This is a genomic window from Janthinobacterium woesei, assembly GCF_051380875.1.
Taxonomy (GTDB): Bacteria; Pseudomonadota; Gammaproteobacteria; order Burkholderiales; family Burkholderiaceae_D; genus Janthinobacterium.
In genome coordinates, this window is sequence record NZ_JBNYXW010000019.1 from 28,242 (window position 1) to 42,557 (window position 14,316).

Sequence of the window (14,316 nt, forward strand, 5' to 3'; positions counted from 1 at the left end):
TGTCCAGGCGCCCGGCACGCGCAGCGGCGGCAAAGGATAGGGCCAATGCGCGGCGCCGTTCATGCGGCGGGCGGCGGGCGGCGGGCCGCGTAAAGCGCCAGGAAGTCCGCTGCCGGCAGCGCTTTTGCAAACAGCCAGCCCTGGCCGTACTCGACCTTGCGTTCCAGCAAGTAATCGGCTTGCGCCTGGGTTTCGATGCCTTCGGCCACGATCAGCATGTTCAAACTGCGCGCCATGGCGATGATGTGTGGCGTGACGCTGCTGGTGGCCGCGTCCGTGCCGATGGTGTCGACGAACGATTTGTCGATTTTCAAGGCATCGAGCGGCAGGTTTTGCAGGCTCGACAAGCTGGAGTAGCCCGTGCCGAAGTCGTCGATGGCCACCGCATGGCCGCGTGCGCGGGCTTTTTCGATGGTGGCGCGCGCCGCCTCGACGTTGATGAAGCCCCGCTCGGTCGCTTCCAGCCAGATTTGCTGCGCCTCGATGCCCGTGCCGGCCAGCGAGCGGTCAAGCACGTCGAGCACCCTGCCCGTTTCGATATCGCTGGCGCACAGGTTGATCGCAATGTGCAAGGCGCGGTCGGCCACCAGCGCATCGCGCAGGTCGGCGATGACGCAGGCTATGACCTAGTCGGTAATCGGCAGTATCAGCGCGCTTTCCTCGGCCACGGGGATGAACAGGTCGGGGCGTATCATGCTGCCGTCGGGACGGCGCCAGCGTATCAGCGCCTCGGCGCCCACGCAGGCGCCCGTGTCGAGTGCGATGATGGGTTGATAGTGGATAAAGAATTCGCGCTTGTCGACGGCGATTTTCAGCTCGCCACGCAGCGACAGGCGGCGCCGCGACAGCCACACCACGGCGGCGACGCTGAGCGCGGCAAACAGCAAACCCAGCGGCAGCAGCACGATCTGCTCGTTGCGCAAGCGCGCTTCGAGCTTGCTGCGCGGCTCGATGACGATGGCTGTCAGGGCGTCGCTGTGCAGCACGGCGTAGATGGCGCCGGCATCGCTGCCGGATTCTCCCGCAGCCATCAGCGCCTTCACCAGCGCGGGATCGGGACCGTGCAAGGTGCCCAGCAGTGCCCCACTCTTGGTGGCCACGGCCAGTTGGATGTCCTCGTCCATGAGCACATCGGCAAAGCGCACCGGGTCGATCAGCACCTTGTGCGACAGGTACGCCACGCCGACCATTTTCTTGCCGGCGCTCACAGATGGATGCAGGTCGATATCCACGCCCACGCCGTTGGCCAGCAGGAATTGCGGCGGACTGACCTTGATGCGTTCGCGCTCCATGCCGCTGGAGGTACATTTCAGCACGCCATTTTCAACGTAGCCGATATCGTCGATGCTGCGCGTGCGCACGGTGGTGCGGCGCATGTTCAAGATATGCGCGTCCGAGCACGGCGCATCCATCAGCGGCGCAAAGCTGTGCAAGGCGGCGCTGGCGTCGCGGAAGGTGCGCTCGGCGCGCTGCAACGCCTTGCTGGCCAGGAAGCGCAATCGCTGTTGCTCGGCGGCCACGGCGCGCTGCTGCGACCAGTGCCAGGTCAGGCCCAGCGGCGCGGCCACGCCAGCGAACGCGACCAGCGCGCCGATGATGATAATGCGTTTCCTGCGCATGCGCGCCTCCTGTGCCGTGACTGATGCTCAGCATTGGTAGTTATATGATTGATATGTATTTCTTTGTGGAATCATATTACACGCACGCCCGGCGCACGCGGATCTTGCTGAAGAGTTACACTTTTTCCACCGGCCGCGCCAGCACGAATACCAGCGCCGCCACCAAGGCCGCCAGCGCCCCTGCCAGCTGCAAGACACTGGCAAAGCCGTCGATGAAGGCGTGCCGCGCCGCTTCCTGCGCCAGCGCCTGCATGGCGGGCGGCAACTGGCCAAACGCCTCGGCCGCATTGCCAGCGACGATGCGCCCTATCATGTCGGGCGACGCCTTCAAGCCGTGCAGCCACGCCAGACGCTCGAATGACGCCGCCGTGCGCATGGCCAGCACGGCGCCCAGGCCGCCCACGGCCAGCACGATGCCGACGAAACGCGTGGTGGTGCTGATGCCCGAGCCCATGCCCGTGCGCTCGCGGGGAATGCAGGCCAGGATGGCCTTTTGCGTGGTGCCGTTGAGCAAACCCGCGCCTGCGCCCGTGACGACCATGCCGGCCGCCACCCAGCCATATTGCAGGCTGGCGGCAGCAAACGCCGTGGCCACGTTGCCGGCGGCGACGATCAGCAAACCCGTCACCAGGATGCCGCGGTCGTCCAGCCAGCGCATGGCGCGCGGCGCCAAGCGGGAAAACACCACCATGGCGACGGCAAATGGCAGCATGGCGCAGCCGGCGATGACGGCGGAAAAGCCGAACGCATTCTGCAGGTACAGCGGTAGAAAGGTCATCATCACTTGCGCGGCGATGGCGTAGCCGAACATGCCCAGCACGGCGCCGACGAACACGCGGCGGCCGAACAGTGTCAGGTCGACCATCGGCGCCCGTTGCCGCCGTTCGGCGACGACAAATACGGCAAGCAGCGCCGCGCCGCCGATAAAGCGCAGCATGCTGGCGCGGCTGGCCCAGCCCGCCACGCCAGCATCGATCAAGCCCCAGATGATGCAGAACAGGCCGGCCGGAAACAGTAGCGCGCCCAGCGGGTCGAAGCTGGCATGGGAAGCGTCTTTTGATTCTTCCACGTGGCGCTTCACCAGCCACATCAAGATGGCAACCACGGGCAGGTTCAGATAGAAAATCCAGCGCCAGTTGATGGCGCTGGTGATCAGGCCACCCAACAGGGGGGCCACCGTCATGGCCACGCCCATGGCCGCGCCCCAGACCGACCAGGCACGCGCCCTGTCGGCCTGCGCATGGAAGGTGTGGCCGATGACGGCCAGCGCGGACGTCAGCAGCAGCGCCGCGCCCAGGCCCTTGATGGCGCGCGCCACGTTGAGCACGAACGGCGTCCAGGCCAGGCCGCATAACAATGAGGCCAGCGCGAAGATGGCCAGGCCGAACAGCATCACACGGCGGCGCCCCAGGCGGTCGGCGATGCTGCCTGCCGGCAAGAGGAACGAGGCGAACGCCAGCATGTAGGCGCTGACCACCCATTCCACGTCGACGAAGCTGGCGTTGAGCGAACGGGCGATCGAGGGCAAGGAGACGGCCACGACGTTGGTGTCGAGCATGATCAGCGCGCACACGCCCGAGCACGTATATAGAAGCCAGTTTTGGGAGCGGTTCAGGTTTTTCATGCGTCAATTGTAAGCAGGCTGGTGTTATTTCTTGTTATAAGACAATCGTTTTATAATTAATCCATGGTGAATACAGAAAAATCGCTGGAATTGCGGCATTTCCGCTGCGTGCTGGCCGTCGCGCACAGCCTGCATTTCGCGCGGGCGGCGGCCGAACTGGGTATTTCGCCGCCCGCGCTGACCAAGCAGGTGCAGGAAACGGAAAGCCTGCTGGGCACGCGCTTGTTCCAGCGCAGCAAGCGCAACGTAGTCCTGACGCCCGCCGGCGAACTGTTCGCGATCGAGGCGGCGCGCGCGCTGGAGCAGCTGGCACAGGCGCAAGACGTGGCGCGGCGCGCGGGACGGGGCGAACTGGGGCGCCTGGAAATCGGCTATGTGGCCTCGGCCGCGTATTCTGGCGTGCTGCAGGCGCAGTTTGCCTGTTTTCGCGCCGCTTATCCGGGCATCCATATCAGCGCGCGCGAATATGCGATGGAGAGCTTGCCGGAACTGCTGGACCAGAGCCGCCTGGACCTGGCCTTCGTGCGCCCTCCCCTGCATTACCCGGACGGCATCGCCAGCGTGGTCTTGCTGCGCGACCGCTTCGTGCTGGCCGTGCCGGCTGATTGTGCGCTCGCGCAAGTGGAGGTGGTCGGGCCGGCCGCGCTGGCGCAGCAGGCATTGATCGTGCCGGAACAGGAATTGGGAACTTTGGAGGTGAGCCGGCGCGGCGGCTTTGCGGCGCAGGTGGTGTCGCGTCCCGGCAGCCTGGTGGCCGTGCTGACGGAAGTGTCGCTGGGCGTGGGCTGCGCCATCGTGCCCCACTCCGTGATGGCCAGCGTGCAATTGCCTGGAGTGTGCTTCCGCGAACTGGCAGGGCCGCCAATCAGCTCGGAAATCGCGGCGGCATTCCGCCGCCACGAACAGGCGCCCGCCGCGCGCGCTTTTATTGCCCAGTTGCGCCCGGCGGCGTTGGCTTAGCGATATTAAGGATCGATTTCCGGTGGCGGGCGGCGCAAGGCCATGTGCTCCCACACGGCAACCAGTACCAGCACGCAACTGGTGATACAGGCCAGTGTCAACGGCGAGTACAAACGGCCGTAAGCCATCGGGATCAGCGCCATGATGATCAATATGCCCAGCAGGTGCGACAGCGGCGGCGTCGGGCGGTCATTGCTGACCCATTTGAAGAGCGCATTACCCAGCAGGTACAAAATCGGGCCGCCCAGCAAGGCGCTGATGCCGGCGAAGCTCGCTTCGTCGGGATGCACGAGGGCCAGTTCGTCGGCCACGGCGCTGACGATCACGCCGCCCACGATCAGCAGGTGGATATAGGTATACGCCTTGCGCGCGATGCGGCCCGGGTCTTTCGCTTGGGCGATGCGGTGCTGGCCCGCTTCGGCGCCCGTGTCAAAGTAAATCCACCACATGGCGATGCTGCCGACCAATGCCGACAGGAAACCGAGCCAGTTGGCAGCCGTCCACTCCAGTCCGGCAAAGGTGGCGCCCGTCACCAGCAGCGATTCGCCCAGGGCGATGATGACGAACAGGGCGCAGCGCTCGGCCATGTGGCCGCCATCGACATCCCAGTCGGCCATCGACGAGCGGCCCAGGCCAGGCATGCCGAACTGCATCCACGGTCCCGCCAGGTCGATCAGCAGGGCCACGGCCCACCAGAAGATGCGCTGCTCGGGCGCGGCGAGGCCGCCGGCGATCCAGAAGATGCCGGAAAACGCGGCCCACAAGCCGATGCGCTGGAAATTGCGGCGGCGCGACAGCTCTTCATCGCGCACGGCCCACCAGGCAAACAGGGGGCGGCCCACCTGCATGGCCACGTAGGCGAGCGCAAAGCCCAGGCCGCGCGTGCCAAACGCTTCGGGTATCGAGGCCGACATGATCAGCCCGCCCAGCATCAAGGCAAACAGGCTGATGCGCACGGGAATGCGTTCGGGGTCGAGCCAGTTGGTGATCCACGAGGTATAAATCCATACCCACCAGACGGCCATCAACAGCAAGCCCGTCTGCAGCCAGCCCATGGCGCTCAAGTGCGCCAGCAAGCCATGCGACAGCTGCGTCACGGCAAAGACGAACACCAGGTCGAAGAACAGCTCGATCATGCTCACCTTGCCGCTGTCCTGCCCGCCGCGCTTGCGCAATAGCGATTTTGTCAATTCCATAAATACTCTTTCACTAATATGTATACCTGATTGTGCCGTGAACGTGCTGGCGCAGTGCGCTCGGCCCAGGAGCGTGCCTTTGGCAATGTGTCACGCCATCACGCCGGGCAGCTAGGCTGGCCCGGCAAAAAAATTGTTGCGCCTACAACTTTACGCGTGTCGGCAAGGGTAAGCCGGCGAAGTGCGCCTGCAGATTATCCACCACTAATTGCCCCATCGCATGGCGCGTTTCCACGGTCAGGCTGCCCACGTGCGGCGTCAGCACCACATTCGGCAAGGCGCGCAGGGCAGCCGGCACGTTCGGTTCGTCCGCAAACACGTCGAGGCCGGCCGCGCCCAGGTGGCCATCTTGCAAGGCGGCAATCATGGCCGCCTCGTCGATCAAGGCTCCGCGCGCGATATTGATCAGGGTGCCTTGCGGGCCCAGCGCATCGAGCACGCTGCGGTCGATGATCTTGCGCGTGGCGGGCGTGCCAGGCGCGCAGACGATCAGATAATCGCTTTCCTGCGCCAGGGCCAGCAGGGACTCGGCGCGCGGCACGGCCGTGCCGGCAATGGCGCGCGGCTGGTAATAGCGCACGTGGATGCCGAAGGCGGCCAGGCGCAGCGCGATGGCTTGCCCGATCTGGCCAAAGCCGAAGATGCCGGCCGTCTTGCCGCGCAGGCTGGACGCAGGGGCGATCGCCTCGCGGCGCTCCCAGCGGCCGTCGCGCACGAAACGGTCGAGCGCGGCGATATGCCGCACGCTGGCCAGCAGCAAGCCCAGCGCCACGTCGGCCACGTCGTCCGTCAGCACATTCGGCGTGGTGGTGACGGCGATGCCGCGCTGGCGCGCCACATCGAGCGCCACACTGTCGAGGCCGACGCCATTGACGGCGACGATTTCCAGGTTTGGCAGCAAGCCCATGTCGGTCGCGTTCAAGCCAAGGACGCCCGTGGTGACGACGGCGCGGATGCAGGGCGCCAGCTCGGCCAGCCAGGCGTGGCGTTCCTCCGGTGCCTGTTGCCAGGCGTGATGGCAGGTGTACTGTTGTTCCAGCTGCGCGTTGACGGCAGCCGAGGGGCTGGGGGCGAGGATGAGGATATCGGGTGGCATGGGCGTCCAGGATGGTGTCGGCGTAGGAAACAAGTGAAACAAACGCAGACGCAACTTAGCATAGTTGACGCCCAGCCGGGGATGGCGGCTGCGGAAAAGCCATTAAGACCATGCGCAGGGCACGGTCTTTGCGTGCCATTTCAACTTGGGCAAGGCACTTTTTTCAGCTTGCCGCCCGTCTTGAACGGGTCGGCGCCGGCGCCAGGATTGCCGGCCATGGCAAAGCAGCTCGAGCCGCCTGGCGTGCGCACGCGCGAGGCGGGCCGGCCATCTGCCGTCAGATAGTCTTCCACCGTCAGCACGGGGCCACCGCGCCAGGCCGAGGCGACGAGTTTCTGGAACTTGCTCTCGCCGGGTAGCTCCGGCGCAGCCAGCCAGGGCTTGTCTTTCTTCAGTTCGCCGCGCAAGGCCTTGTCGGCAGCGCCCGCCGCCAAGCGGGCGCGTGTGCGCAAGTCGTCAGTGGACGGCACGCTTGCGGGCGCGGCTGCCTGCTCGGCGGCGGGCGCCGTAATCGCCTCGGCGGTGACTGGTGCAGGCTCTGTTTGCGCCGGCGCTGCAGCAATAGTCGGCACAGTAGGCACAGCCGGCGCCACGGCGCGCTTGCGCGGCATGGGCATCGGCAAAGGCATCGGTGGCGTGCGCGGCAGCGGCCGGGGCGGCATCAGGGTCATGAAGGCCACTTCCGTGTATTGCTTCAACTGGCGTGGCGGCAAGAGCAGGAAATACAGGCCCAGCGCATGCATGGCCAGGATCAGCACGACAGCCGCGCCTTTCAGGCTGAGCCAGCGCGGCAGCAGCGTGCGCGCTGCGGCAGGCGGGGAATGGCGGAGGAGCATGGGCATGCGGTGTCCTGTAAGCGCGAAGCGCGATGCTGCATTTTAGCCAGACTTTCCGATAAGCATTAATAAATCCACAAGGTATCGCCAGACGCGCCTTTTTTTAGAAAAATCCAGTGCCTGGTGCGTAAAGTGTCGCCGCCGCACTATTTTAATTTCCTTGACATGGATTTACACGCTTTTCTGCGCCGAAGACTATAATGATAATCATTCTCACTAATATTCAGTAAAACCATGCGCAAGTTCCACCTCGCCCCTACCCCTTTCGCCCTGGCCGCCTTCCTGCTGGCCAGCTCCGCCGTCCATGCGCAAACGGCGCCAGAGGGCGGCGACGCACAAACCATGCCGACGGTGGTGGTGAACGCTTCGGCCGATGCCTCGGCCGAAGGTTTATCCAAGGCCTATGCCGGTGGACAGGTGGCGCGCGGCGGGCGCATGGGCATCTTGGGTTCGGTGGACATGATGGACTCGCCGTTCGGCAGCACCAGTTACACACAGCAATTCATTGCCGACCAGCAGGCGCGCAGCGTGGGCGACTTGCTGCAGAGCGATGCGGCCGTGCGCATGTCGCGCGGCTACGGCAATTTCCAGGAAGTGTATGTGATCCGCGGTTTCGCCCTCGATTCCGATGATGTGGCGTACAACGGCCTGTACGGCGTCTTGCCGCGCCAGTATGTATCGCCGGAATTGCTCGAGCGCGTGGAAGTGTTTCGCGGCGCCAGCGCCTTCCTGAATGGCGCCGCGCCAGGCGGCAGCGGCATCGGCGGCGCCATCAACCTGATGCCCAAGCGCGCCGGCAATACGCCGCTGACGGAACTGACGGTGGGCGTAGAAACGGGTGGCCATGCCTACGCCGCCATCGACGTGGCGCGCCGCTTTGGCGAGAACAAGCAATTTGGCGTGCGCATCAACGCCGCCAAGCGCCAGGGCGAGACCAGCATCGAGCGCGAAGAGCACGACGTAGGCATGTTCTCGGTCGGCCTCGACTATCGTGGCCGTGGCGTTCGCCTGTCGGCCGACGCCGGCTACCAGAACTTCGACCTGACGGCGCCCCGCCCTTCCGTCAACATCGGCCGCGTGGCGGTCTTGCCTGGCGCACCCGATGCGTCTAAAAATTTCGCCCAGCCATGGAGTTTCTCGAAGGAACACGATGTGTTTGGCACGGCGCGCGCCGAAGTCGACCTCGCCACGGATGTGGTGGCCTGGGCCGCGTTTGGCAGCCGCTCGACCAAGGAATCGAACAGCCTGGCCGAACCGGCCTTGACATCGATCAATGGCGATGCCAGCGTGTACCGCTTCGACAATGCGCGCAAGCAGGAAATCCGCACGGGCGAACTGGGCATTCGCGGCAAGCTCAACACGGGCGCCGTCAAGCATACGGTGGTGGCCAGCTGGTCCGGCCACTGGAATGAAGCGAAGAATGCCTACGCGATCAGCGATTTTTCCGGTTTCCCGACGAATATCTATGCGCCTGTCGATGCGGCCCGCCCCGCCACGACCTTCCTCGGCGGCGTGATGAGCGATCCGCGCGTCACGCAAAGGACGATTCTCAGCAGCTTTGCCGTGGCCGACACCATGGCCTTCCTGGGCGACAGCGTGCTGCTGACCGTGGGCGCGCGCCACCAGCAGATCAAGGATACGGGTTACGACTATGGCACGGCAGTGCAGTCAGGCCCCACCTATGACAAAAGCGCCACCACGCCGGTGGCGGGCATCGTCTTCAAGGCCAGCAAGAATGTTTCTCTGTACGCCAACTACATCGAGGCGCTGGTCAAGGGCCCGGTTGCCAGCGGCACCTACTTCGATGGCACGCAGGACCAGCTGGTGAGCAACCACGGCGAAATCTTCGCGCCGTATAAATCCAAGCAAAAGGAAATCGGCGTCAAGTACGATGCTGGCAAGCTGGGCATGAGCGCGGCCCTGTTCTCGACCGCCAAGCCCTTGGCAGCCGTGGTCGGCACGCGCGCCACCCTGTCGGGCGAGCAGCGCAATCAGGGCCTGGAACTGTCCGTGTTTGGCTCGCCGGCCAACGGCTTGCGCCTGCTGGGCGGCCTGACCTGGCTCGATACGCAGCAGCGCAACACGGACAAGCCTGCCAACAACGGCAAGAACGCCATCGGCGCACCGAAGATGCAAGCCAGCGTAGGCGGCGAATGGGATGTGCCCGGCGCGCCTGGCCTGTCGCTGAACGCCCGCAGCGTCTACACCTCGACGCAGTATGCGGACCTGGCCAACACCAGGCAATTGCCATCGTGGACGCGTCTCGACATCGGCGCGCGCTACCTGACGCAGGTGGCGGGCCATGACGTGACCTTGCGCGCACGCATCGACAACGTTGCCGACCGCAGCTACTGGGCTTCGGCCGTATCCTCGTTCGACTCGGGCAGCCTGGTGCTGGCCGCGCCGCGCACCTTCGTCGTTTCCGGCAGCGTGGCGTTTTAAATCACCAGCTTGCCCGGTTTTCCGCGAAGCTGCCCTTAATCAGGGCAGCTTCGCGTGCGCACCTGTGCCAATGCTCTTCGACAACGCCAGCGTCGACTGGCAAGCGATCCTGGAGCCGCACTGGCAGCAAAAGCAGCACCGCATCGCCGCGCATCCGGTGGTGTCGTGCTTGCAGGACACCACGGAACTGGACTTCAACGGCTAGCAGGCATTTGGCCTGGGACCATTGAGCCACGAGCCCCAGCGCGGCATGTACCTGCACCCGACGTACGCGGTGACGCCGGATCGCCAACCGCTGGGCATTGTCGACGCCTGGATGTGGGCACGCGAAAAGAAGGGCAAACAGGGCCTGCGCGGCGGGCCGAAGGAAAGCTTGCGCTGGATCGAGGGCTATGAGCGCATTGCCGAGATGGCGGCGCAATTGCCGGATACCGGCCTGGTGTATGTTGCCGACCGCGAGGCCGACTTGGTGCCCCTGATGCTGCGGGTGCCGGAGCTGGGCACGCCGGCCGACTGGCTGGTGCGGGCGCAACACAACCGCTGCCTGCCGCAATCCGAAAAGCTCTGGCGGTACACCAGCGCAGGCACGCCGCTGGGTGAAATCGAGTTTGAGATGGTGGCGCGGCACGGCGTCAAGGCGCGCACGGTGCGCCAACAATTATGGGCGCGCCCGGTGGAACTACCAGCGGGCAAAGACAAGACCGTCAGCGCCACCTGCCTCATCGCCCGCGAACCGGGCGCGCCGGCCGACGGCATGCGGTTCGTGGTACCGGTACGGTCAGTGCATTCCGGGCCGAACCCGAAATACTTTGGCGTCTGGCGCGGCGTAACCTGGTACAACCTGATATCGAACCAGTTTTCCGGCCTGAACGACATCACGGTGCCCGGCACGCTGCGCGACAGCCTGGTCCTGCTGGCTGTCATCCTGGAACAGCAGACCGACCTTCAACCAACCCAGATCATGACTGACACGGGTGCCTACAGCGATGTGGTTTTCGGACTATTCCGCCTGCTTGGTTACCGATTCAGCCCGCGCCTGGCCGATGTCGGCGGTACGCGTTTCTGGCGGATCGACTCGAAGGCCGACTACGGGTTGCTGAATTCTGTATCCGGACACAATATCAGCCTGCAAAAGATCGAGCCACATTGGGACGACATGCTGCGCCTGGCCGGCTCGCTCAAGTTCGGCCGCATCGACAAAACCTTACACACGCTGACGTACATCGATGACGAAGCCAAGCGCAGGGGGACGCTGACCCAGCTCAACCGGGGCGAGGGCCGACACAGCGTAGCCCGCGCTGTCTTCCATGGCAAGCGGGGGGAGCTGCGGCAGCACTCGAAGGGCAGGAAGACCAGCTTGGCGCGCTCGGCCTGGTGCTCAACATGATCGTGCTGTGGAACACAAGCTACATGGAGGCCGCATTGAACCAGCTACGCGCGGATGGCTTCGAAGTGCGGGATGAGGACGTGGCCAGGCTCTCGCCGCTGCTGCATGAGCACATCAACATGCTGGGCCGGTATTCGCTCTCGGTGCCGGATGCGGTGGCCAAAGGCGAACTGCGACCGTTGCGCAACCCAGCGAGCGATGAGTAGAGTGGCCAGCCGGGATACGGCCAGAGCGGCGACATTCGACAGTCAGGGCGCTGCCTCGATAGGAGGCGCCTGGTCAATTCTTGTGGAAACCGCTACTACCAGGACGATTGGTTCTTCGGGAGATCGTTGTTCGGATCGTAAACGTTGATGGCATCTGCGCCAGTCAGCGCGTCAGTGTAGATGACAAGATTCGCGCCGCCGGTGATCGCGGAATTGAACAGGATTCCCCTTGCGCCGGCAGCGAGGACCTGGTCGCCGATGACCCAGGATGGGGGTTCAATGCCTTGGTTGAAATGCATGCTCCGCCAGTCGCAGTAAAAATCTTGCCAGAGCGCGTCCCAGTCGCTCGCAAAGCCACTGCGGAAGTCCACGATGGCGTCGATGCTTACGTTATAGCTGACCATGAGCCCAGGCGGAAGGAGCGCATCGAGCTGCTGGTACTCGGCTAGGGCGGTCTCCAGCCCCAGTGACAGGTAGAGCGCATTGACACCAGGCCGGTTGGCCCGCCCGCCATAGGTGCCGGCACCGGCTCCCGAGGTAGGCGCAAATGACCATTTCGGCTGATGGACCCGGTAGACAATGGAGTCGAGCGGGGTGAGAATCATCCGGTGTACCCGGCCTGGAGCGACTGAATGTACTTGATGAGGGCTTCCGTGCGTTTTTCTGAAACGAGGTCCTGCGGCGTCTTGTAGTCAAAAGTCGGCAGCGGATGATTCTTGAACCAGTAGATCGCCTTTTCGATGCTGCCGGAAATATCGGCGGCAGCGCGCATCACGCGCACAGATTCACGCAGGTGCGACTGGATGGTCTCGGTGTCCGGTGCCAGCCTGACGGTGTTCCTGTGAACGTGTGCCTGCGCCGCGAGGGTCTGCATATCTACCCTAAAAACAAGTCCGAATCGTTTTGGGGAAATCGACGGGCTTGCCTCGGAATTGAGGAAATTCATGAACCCGTCAAAGTTTCGGTCAAATACAGGAACTGCCTCGCCGGCTGGGACGGCCATATCTGCGGTAGCCATGTCTGCTCCTTTATGCACTTTATATGCACTATTATTGCACTATTCTTAGAATTGTTCAACCTCGCAATGCAGGGCGCGAGCATGGCCAGCCATCCGCCATCGAGGAAGAATATCGGCCGCATCACCTATTCTCCCCAAGGTGAGCTGTGGCCGTTACTCAACCCGGCCAACGATGAGTAGAGTGGGCAGGCGGGATACGGCCAGAAATGACACATAGACGCGAAAGTAATAAGTGGCTGATTTTTTATGCAATGCCCGTGTGGACGTGCCACGTCCGAATCAAGGATTTTCCTTAACCCGGTTTTCCGTTCCACTGCACCTCAGACCCACAATGCCCGCATGAAATTGTTTCCCGCCCTCCTGTTATGCCTGTCCCTGCCTGCCAGCGCAATCCCGCCCTGGGCAGCGGCCCGAAAGGCCACGTGTATGTGAATCGCCTGGGCGAATCGCTGGTGGCGCCAAGGGCAACGATGGCCTGCCGCCCGATCCCGGTTTTACGCCGGCGCAATATGCGCGGCTGGCCCTGCTGTACACAGCTGCCAGCGTGCGCAAGGGCGCGTGGCTGGTTCCCGCCTTCCACGCCGTCCTCGATACGGGCTTTGCGAACGGTCATGATGATCCGCAGAACTTTTCCCTGGCCGATTGGTCGGCAGCGCCGGCCCGCCTGAATACTGCGCTACAGCAAGCCAAACCTGAGCATTAAAGCGTTTCCCTGGCCGCCGATTCGGCGCATACTATTGAAAACATAGCCCCTGCCAGGACTTCAGGTGAATATTGCCACGGATCATCACACGGATCAGCAGGCAGCCGCAGCCCATCCGCTGATGCGGGCGCAGCGCATCTTCGCCATGCGCGATGCCGTTCTCAACGCATGGGAACACCAGGTGCGCGCCAGCGTGCGCGGGGCCGACCGGCTGCTGACACCCATCCTCATCAATACCTTGCCAGCCTTTTTCGACAACCTGGCCGCGGCCCTCACGCCGGGACACCCGCGCGACAATGCCGCCAGCAACAGCAATGTGCCGGCCATGCATGGCAACGAACGGGCGCGCATGACCACTTACGGGCCGGAACAGCTCATCGAGGAGTACCAGATCTTCCGCGACTGCTTCGCCGCCATCGCGCAGGAATCCGGCATCGCCCTGCGCGGCAAGGAATGGCACACCATCAACGTATCGATCGATACGGGCATCCGCGAATCGATACGCGCATTTACCAGCACGCACGACGGCTTCCGGCGCCGCATCGCGGCCGGCCTGTCGCACGACATGCGCAATCCGCTGGCCGTGATGTGCACCAGCGCCCAGCTGCTGCTGCAGCCAGCCGAGCCGGAGCGGGTGGCCCAGCTGGCGCAGCAGATCGCCGCGCACGGCAAGCGGCTCGACAGCATGATCGAGGAATTGCTCGACAGCCTCAGCTACCACCGGGGCCAGCAGTTGCCGCTGGTCCTGAGCCACTTCGACGTCCTGCCGCTGGCGCACGCCGTGGCCAGCCAGCTCAACTTGCAGCAGCCCGGCAAATGCGTGGTCAGCGGGCATGCCGTCAGCGGCTGGTGGTGCGAGAATTCGCTGCGCCGCGCGCTGGAAAACCTGCTCGGCAACGCCCTCAAGTATGGCAATCACGAGCCCATCAGCGTGCATGTGGAGGAAACCCACGAGCGCCTGCTCATCACCGTGCACAATGGCGGGCGCGCCATCGCGCCGGACCAGATGCAACGCATCTTTGACTACCTGCGCCGGGAAAACCACGGCTCGGCGCCAGGCTGGGGCATCGGCCTGCCCTTCGTGCAAAACGTGGCCGAAAGCCATGGCGGCAGCGTCGCCGTCGACAGCGCCCCGGAAACGGGCACCAGCTTCATCTTCGATGTACCCGTCGATTGCCGGCCGTTCGTCGTGCCGACCGGCATGCCCGGAAACTGACACTTAAGGTCGC

9 protein-coding genes and 3 pseudogenes are annotated in these 14,316 nt (G+C 64.0%); 5 read left to right on the plus strand and 7 right to left on the minus strand.

Features of this window, described 5'->3' with window-relative positions; all coding sequences use genetic code 11:
• Window positions 1–59: 59 nt before the first annotated feature.
• A pseudogene (locus ACQ4W6_RS20980) lies at window positions 60–1,619 on the minus strand (EAL domain-containing protein).
• Between the two features lie 115 nt (window positions 1,620–1,734).
• Window positions 1,735–3,243, minus strand: coding sequence for an MFS transporter (locus ACQ4W6_RS20985; RefSeq protein WP_436569108.1), 1,509 nt, complete (start codon window positions 3,241–3,243; stop codon window positions 1,735–1,737).
• Window positions 3,244–3,306: 63 nt separating this feature from the next.
• Here ACQ4W6_RS20985 and ACQ4W6_RS20990 point away from each other — a divergent pair, with 63 nt between their 5' ends.
• Complete coding sequence (locus tag ACQ4W6_RS20990; RefSeq protein WP_436569109.1) at window positions 3,307–4,203, plus strand: LysR family transcriptional regulator; 897 nt, start codon at window positions 3,307–3,309, stop codon at window positions 4,201–4,203.
• A 5-nt stretch (window positions 4,204–4,208) separates the two neighbouring features.
• Here ACQ4W6_RS20990 and ACQ4W6_RS20995 read toward each other — a convergent pair whose 3' ends face one another.
• The 3 genes from ACQ4W6_RS20995 to ACQ4W6_RS21005 all read right to left on the minus strand — a co-directional run bounded on the left by ACQ4W6_RS20995 (window position 4,209) and on the right by ACQ4W6_RS21005 (window position 7,337).
• Entirely contained in the window at window positions 4,209–5,393 is a 1,185-nt protein-coding gene (locus tag ACQ4W6_RS20995) for a low temperature requirement protein A (protein ID WP_436569199.1), read from the minus strand.
• 148 nt (window positions 5,394–5,541) lie between these two features.
• Window positions 5,542–6,495: a 2-hydroxyacid dehydrogenase gene (locus tag ACQ4W6_RS21000; protein ID WP_436569110.1), complete on the minus strand. Its 954-nt coding sequence runs from the start codon at window positions 6,493–6,495 to the stop codon at window positions 5,542–5,544.
• 140 nt (window positions 6,496–6,635) lie between these two features.
• Entirely contained in the window at window positions 6,636–7,337 is a 702-nt protein-coding gene (locus ACQ4W6_RS21005) for a hypothetical protein (RefSeq protein ID WP_436569111.1), read from the minus strand.
• Window positions 7,338–7,565: 228 nt separating this feature from the next.
• Between ACQ4W6_RS21005 and ACQ4W6_RS21010 the strand changes: the two genes are divergently transcribed.
• From ACQ4W6_RS21010 to ACQ4W6_RS21020, 3 genes and pseudogenes are all read left to right on the plus strand, one after another.
• Window positions 7,566–9,773: a TonB-dependent receptor gene (locus ACQ4W6_RS21010; RefSeq protein ID WP_436569112.1), complete on the plus strand. Its 2,208-nt coding sequence runs from the start codon at window positions 7,566–7,568 to the stop codon at window positions 9,771–9,773.
• A gap of 82 nt (window positions 9,774–9,855) precedes the next feature.
• Window positions 9,856–10,521, plus strand: a pseudogene (locus ACQ4W6_RS21015) (IS4 family transposase); the annotation flags it as partial.
• Window positions 10,513–11,366, plus strand: a pseudogene (locus tag ACQ4W6_RS21020) (Tn3 family transposase); the annotation flags it as partial. The pseudogenes ACQ4W6_RS21015 and ACQ4W6_RS21020, both read left to right, overlap by 9 nt.
• 95 nt (window positions 11,367–11,461) lie before the next feature.
• Here the strand turns inward: ACQ4W6_RS21020 and ACQ4W6_RS21025 are convergent.
• The gene (locus ACQ4W6_RS21025; RefSeq protein WP_436569113.1) at window positions 11,462–11,971 is read right to left on the minus strand and encodes an RES family NAD+ phosphorylase; all 510 of its coding nucleotides are present in this window, start codon (window positions 11,969–11,971) and stop codon (window positions 11,462–11,464) included.
• Window positions 11,968–12,384: a DUF2384 domain-containing protein gene (locus ACQ4W6_RS21030; protein ID WP_436569114.1), complete on the minus strand. Its 417-nt coding sequence runs from the start codon at window positions 12,382–12,384 to the stop codon at window positions 11,968–11,970. The genes ACQ4W6_RS21025 and ACQ4W6_RS21030 overlap by 4 nt, the downstream gene beginning before the upstream one ends.
• Before the next feature lie 767 nt (window positions 12,385–13,151).
• On the opposite strand from ACQ4W6_RS21030, the gene ACQ4W6_RS21035 reads away from it, so the two are divergent.
• Entirely contained in the window at window positions 13,152–14,303 is a 1,152-nt protein-coding gene (locus tag ACQ4W6_RS21035; protein WP_436569115.1) for a sensor histidine kinase, read from the plus strand.
• Window positions 14,304–14,316: the final 13 nt, after the last annotated feature.

Coding starts and splice junctions, on each gene's coding strand:
- ACQ4W6_RS21005 (WP_436569111.1), bottom strand. CDS start 7,337: ATGCCCATGCTCCTCCGCCATTCCCCGCCTGCCGCAGCGCGCACGCTG.
- ACQ4W6_RS21000 (WP_436569110.1), bottom strand. CDS start 6,495: ATGCCACCCGATATCCTCATCCTCGCCCCCAGCCCCTCGGCTGCCGTC.
- ACQ4W6_RS21025 (WP_436569113.1), bottom strand. CDS start 11,971: ATGATTCTCACCCCGCTCGACTCCATTGTCTACCGGGTCCATCAGCCG.
- ACQ4W6_RS20990 (WP_436569109.1), top strand. CDS start 3,307: ATGGTGAATACAGAAAAATCGCTGGAATTGCGGCATTTCCGCTGCGTG.
- ACQ4W6_RS20985 (WP_436569108.1), bottom strand. CDS start 3,243: ATGAAAAACCTGAACCGCTCCCAAAACTGGCTTCTATATACGTGCTCG.
- ACQ4W6_RS21010 (WP_436569112.1), top strand. CDS start 7,566: ATGCGCAAGTTCCACCTCGCCCCTACCCCTTTCGCCCTGGCCGCCTTC.
- ACQ4W6_RS21030 (WP_436569114.1), bottom strand. CDS start 12,384: ATGGCTACCGCAGATATGGCCGTCCCAGCCGGCGAGGCAGTTCCTGTA.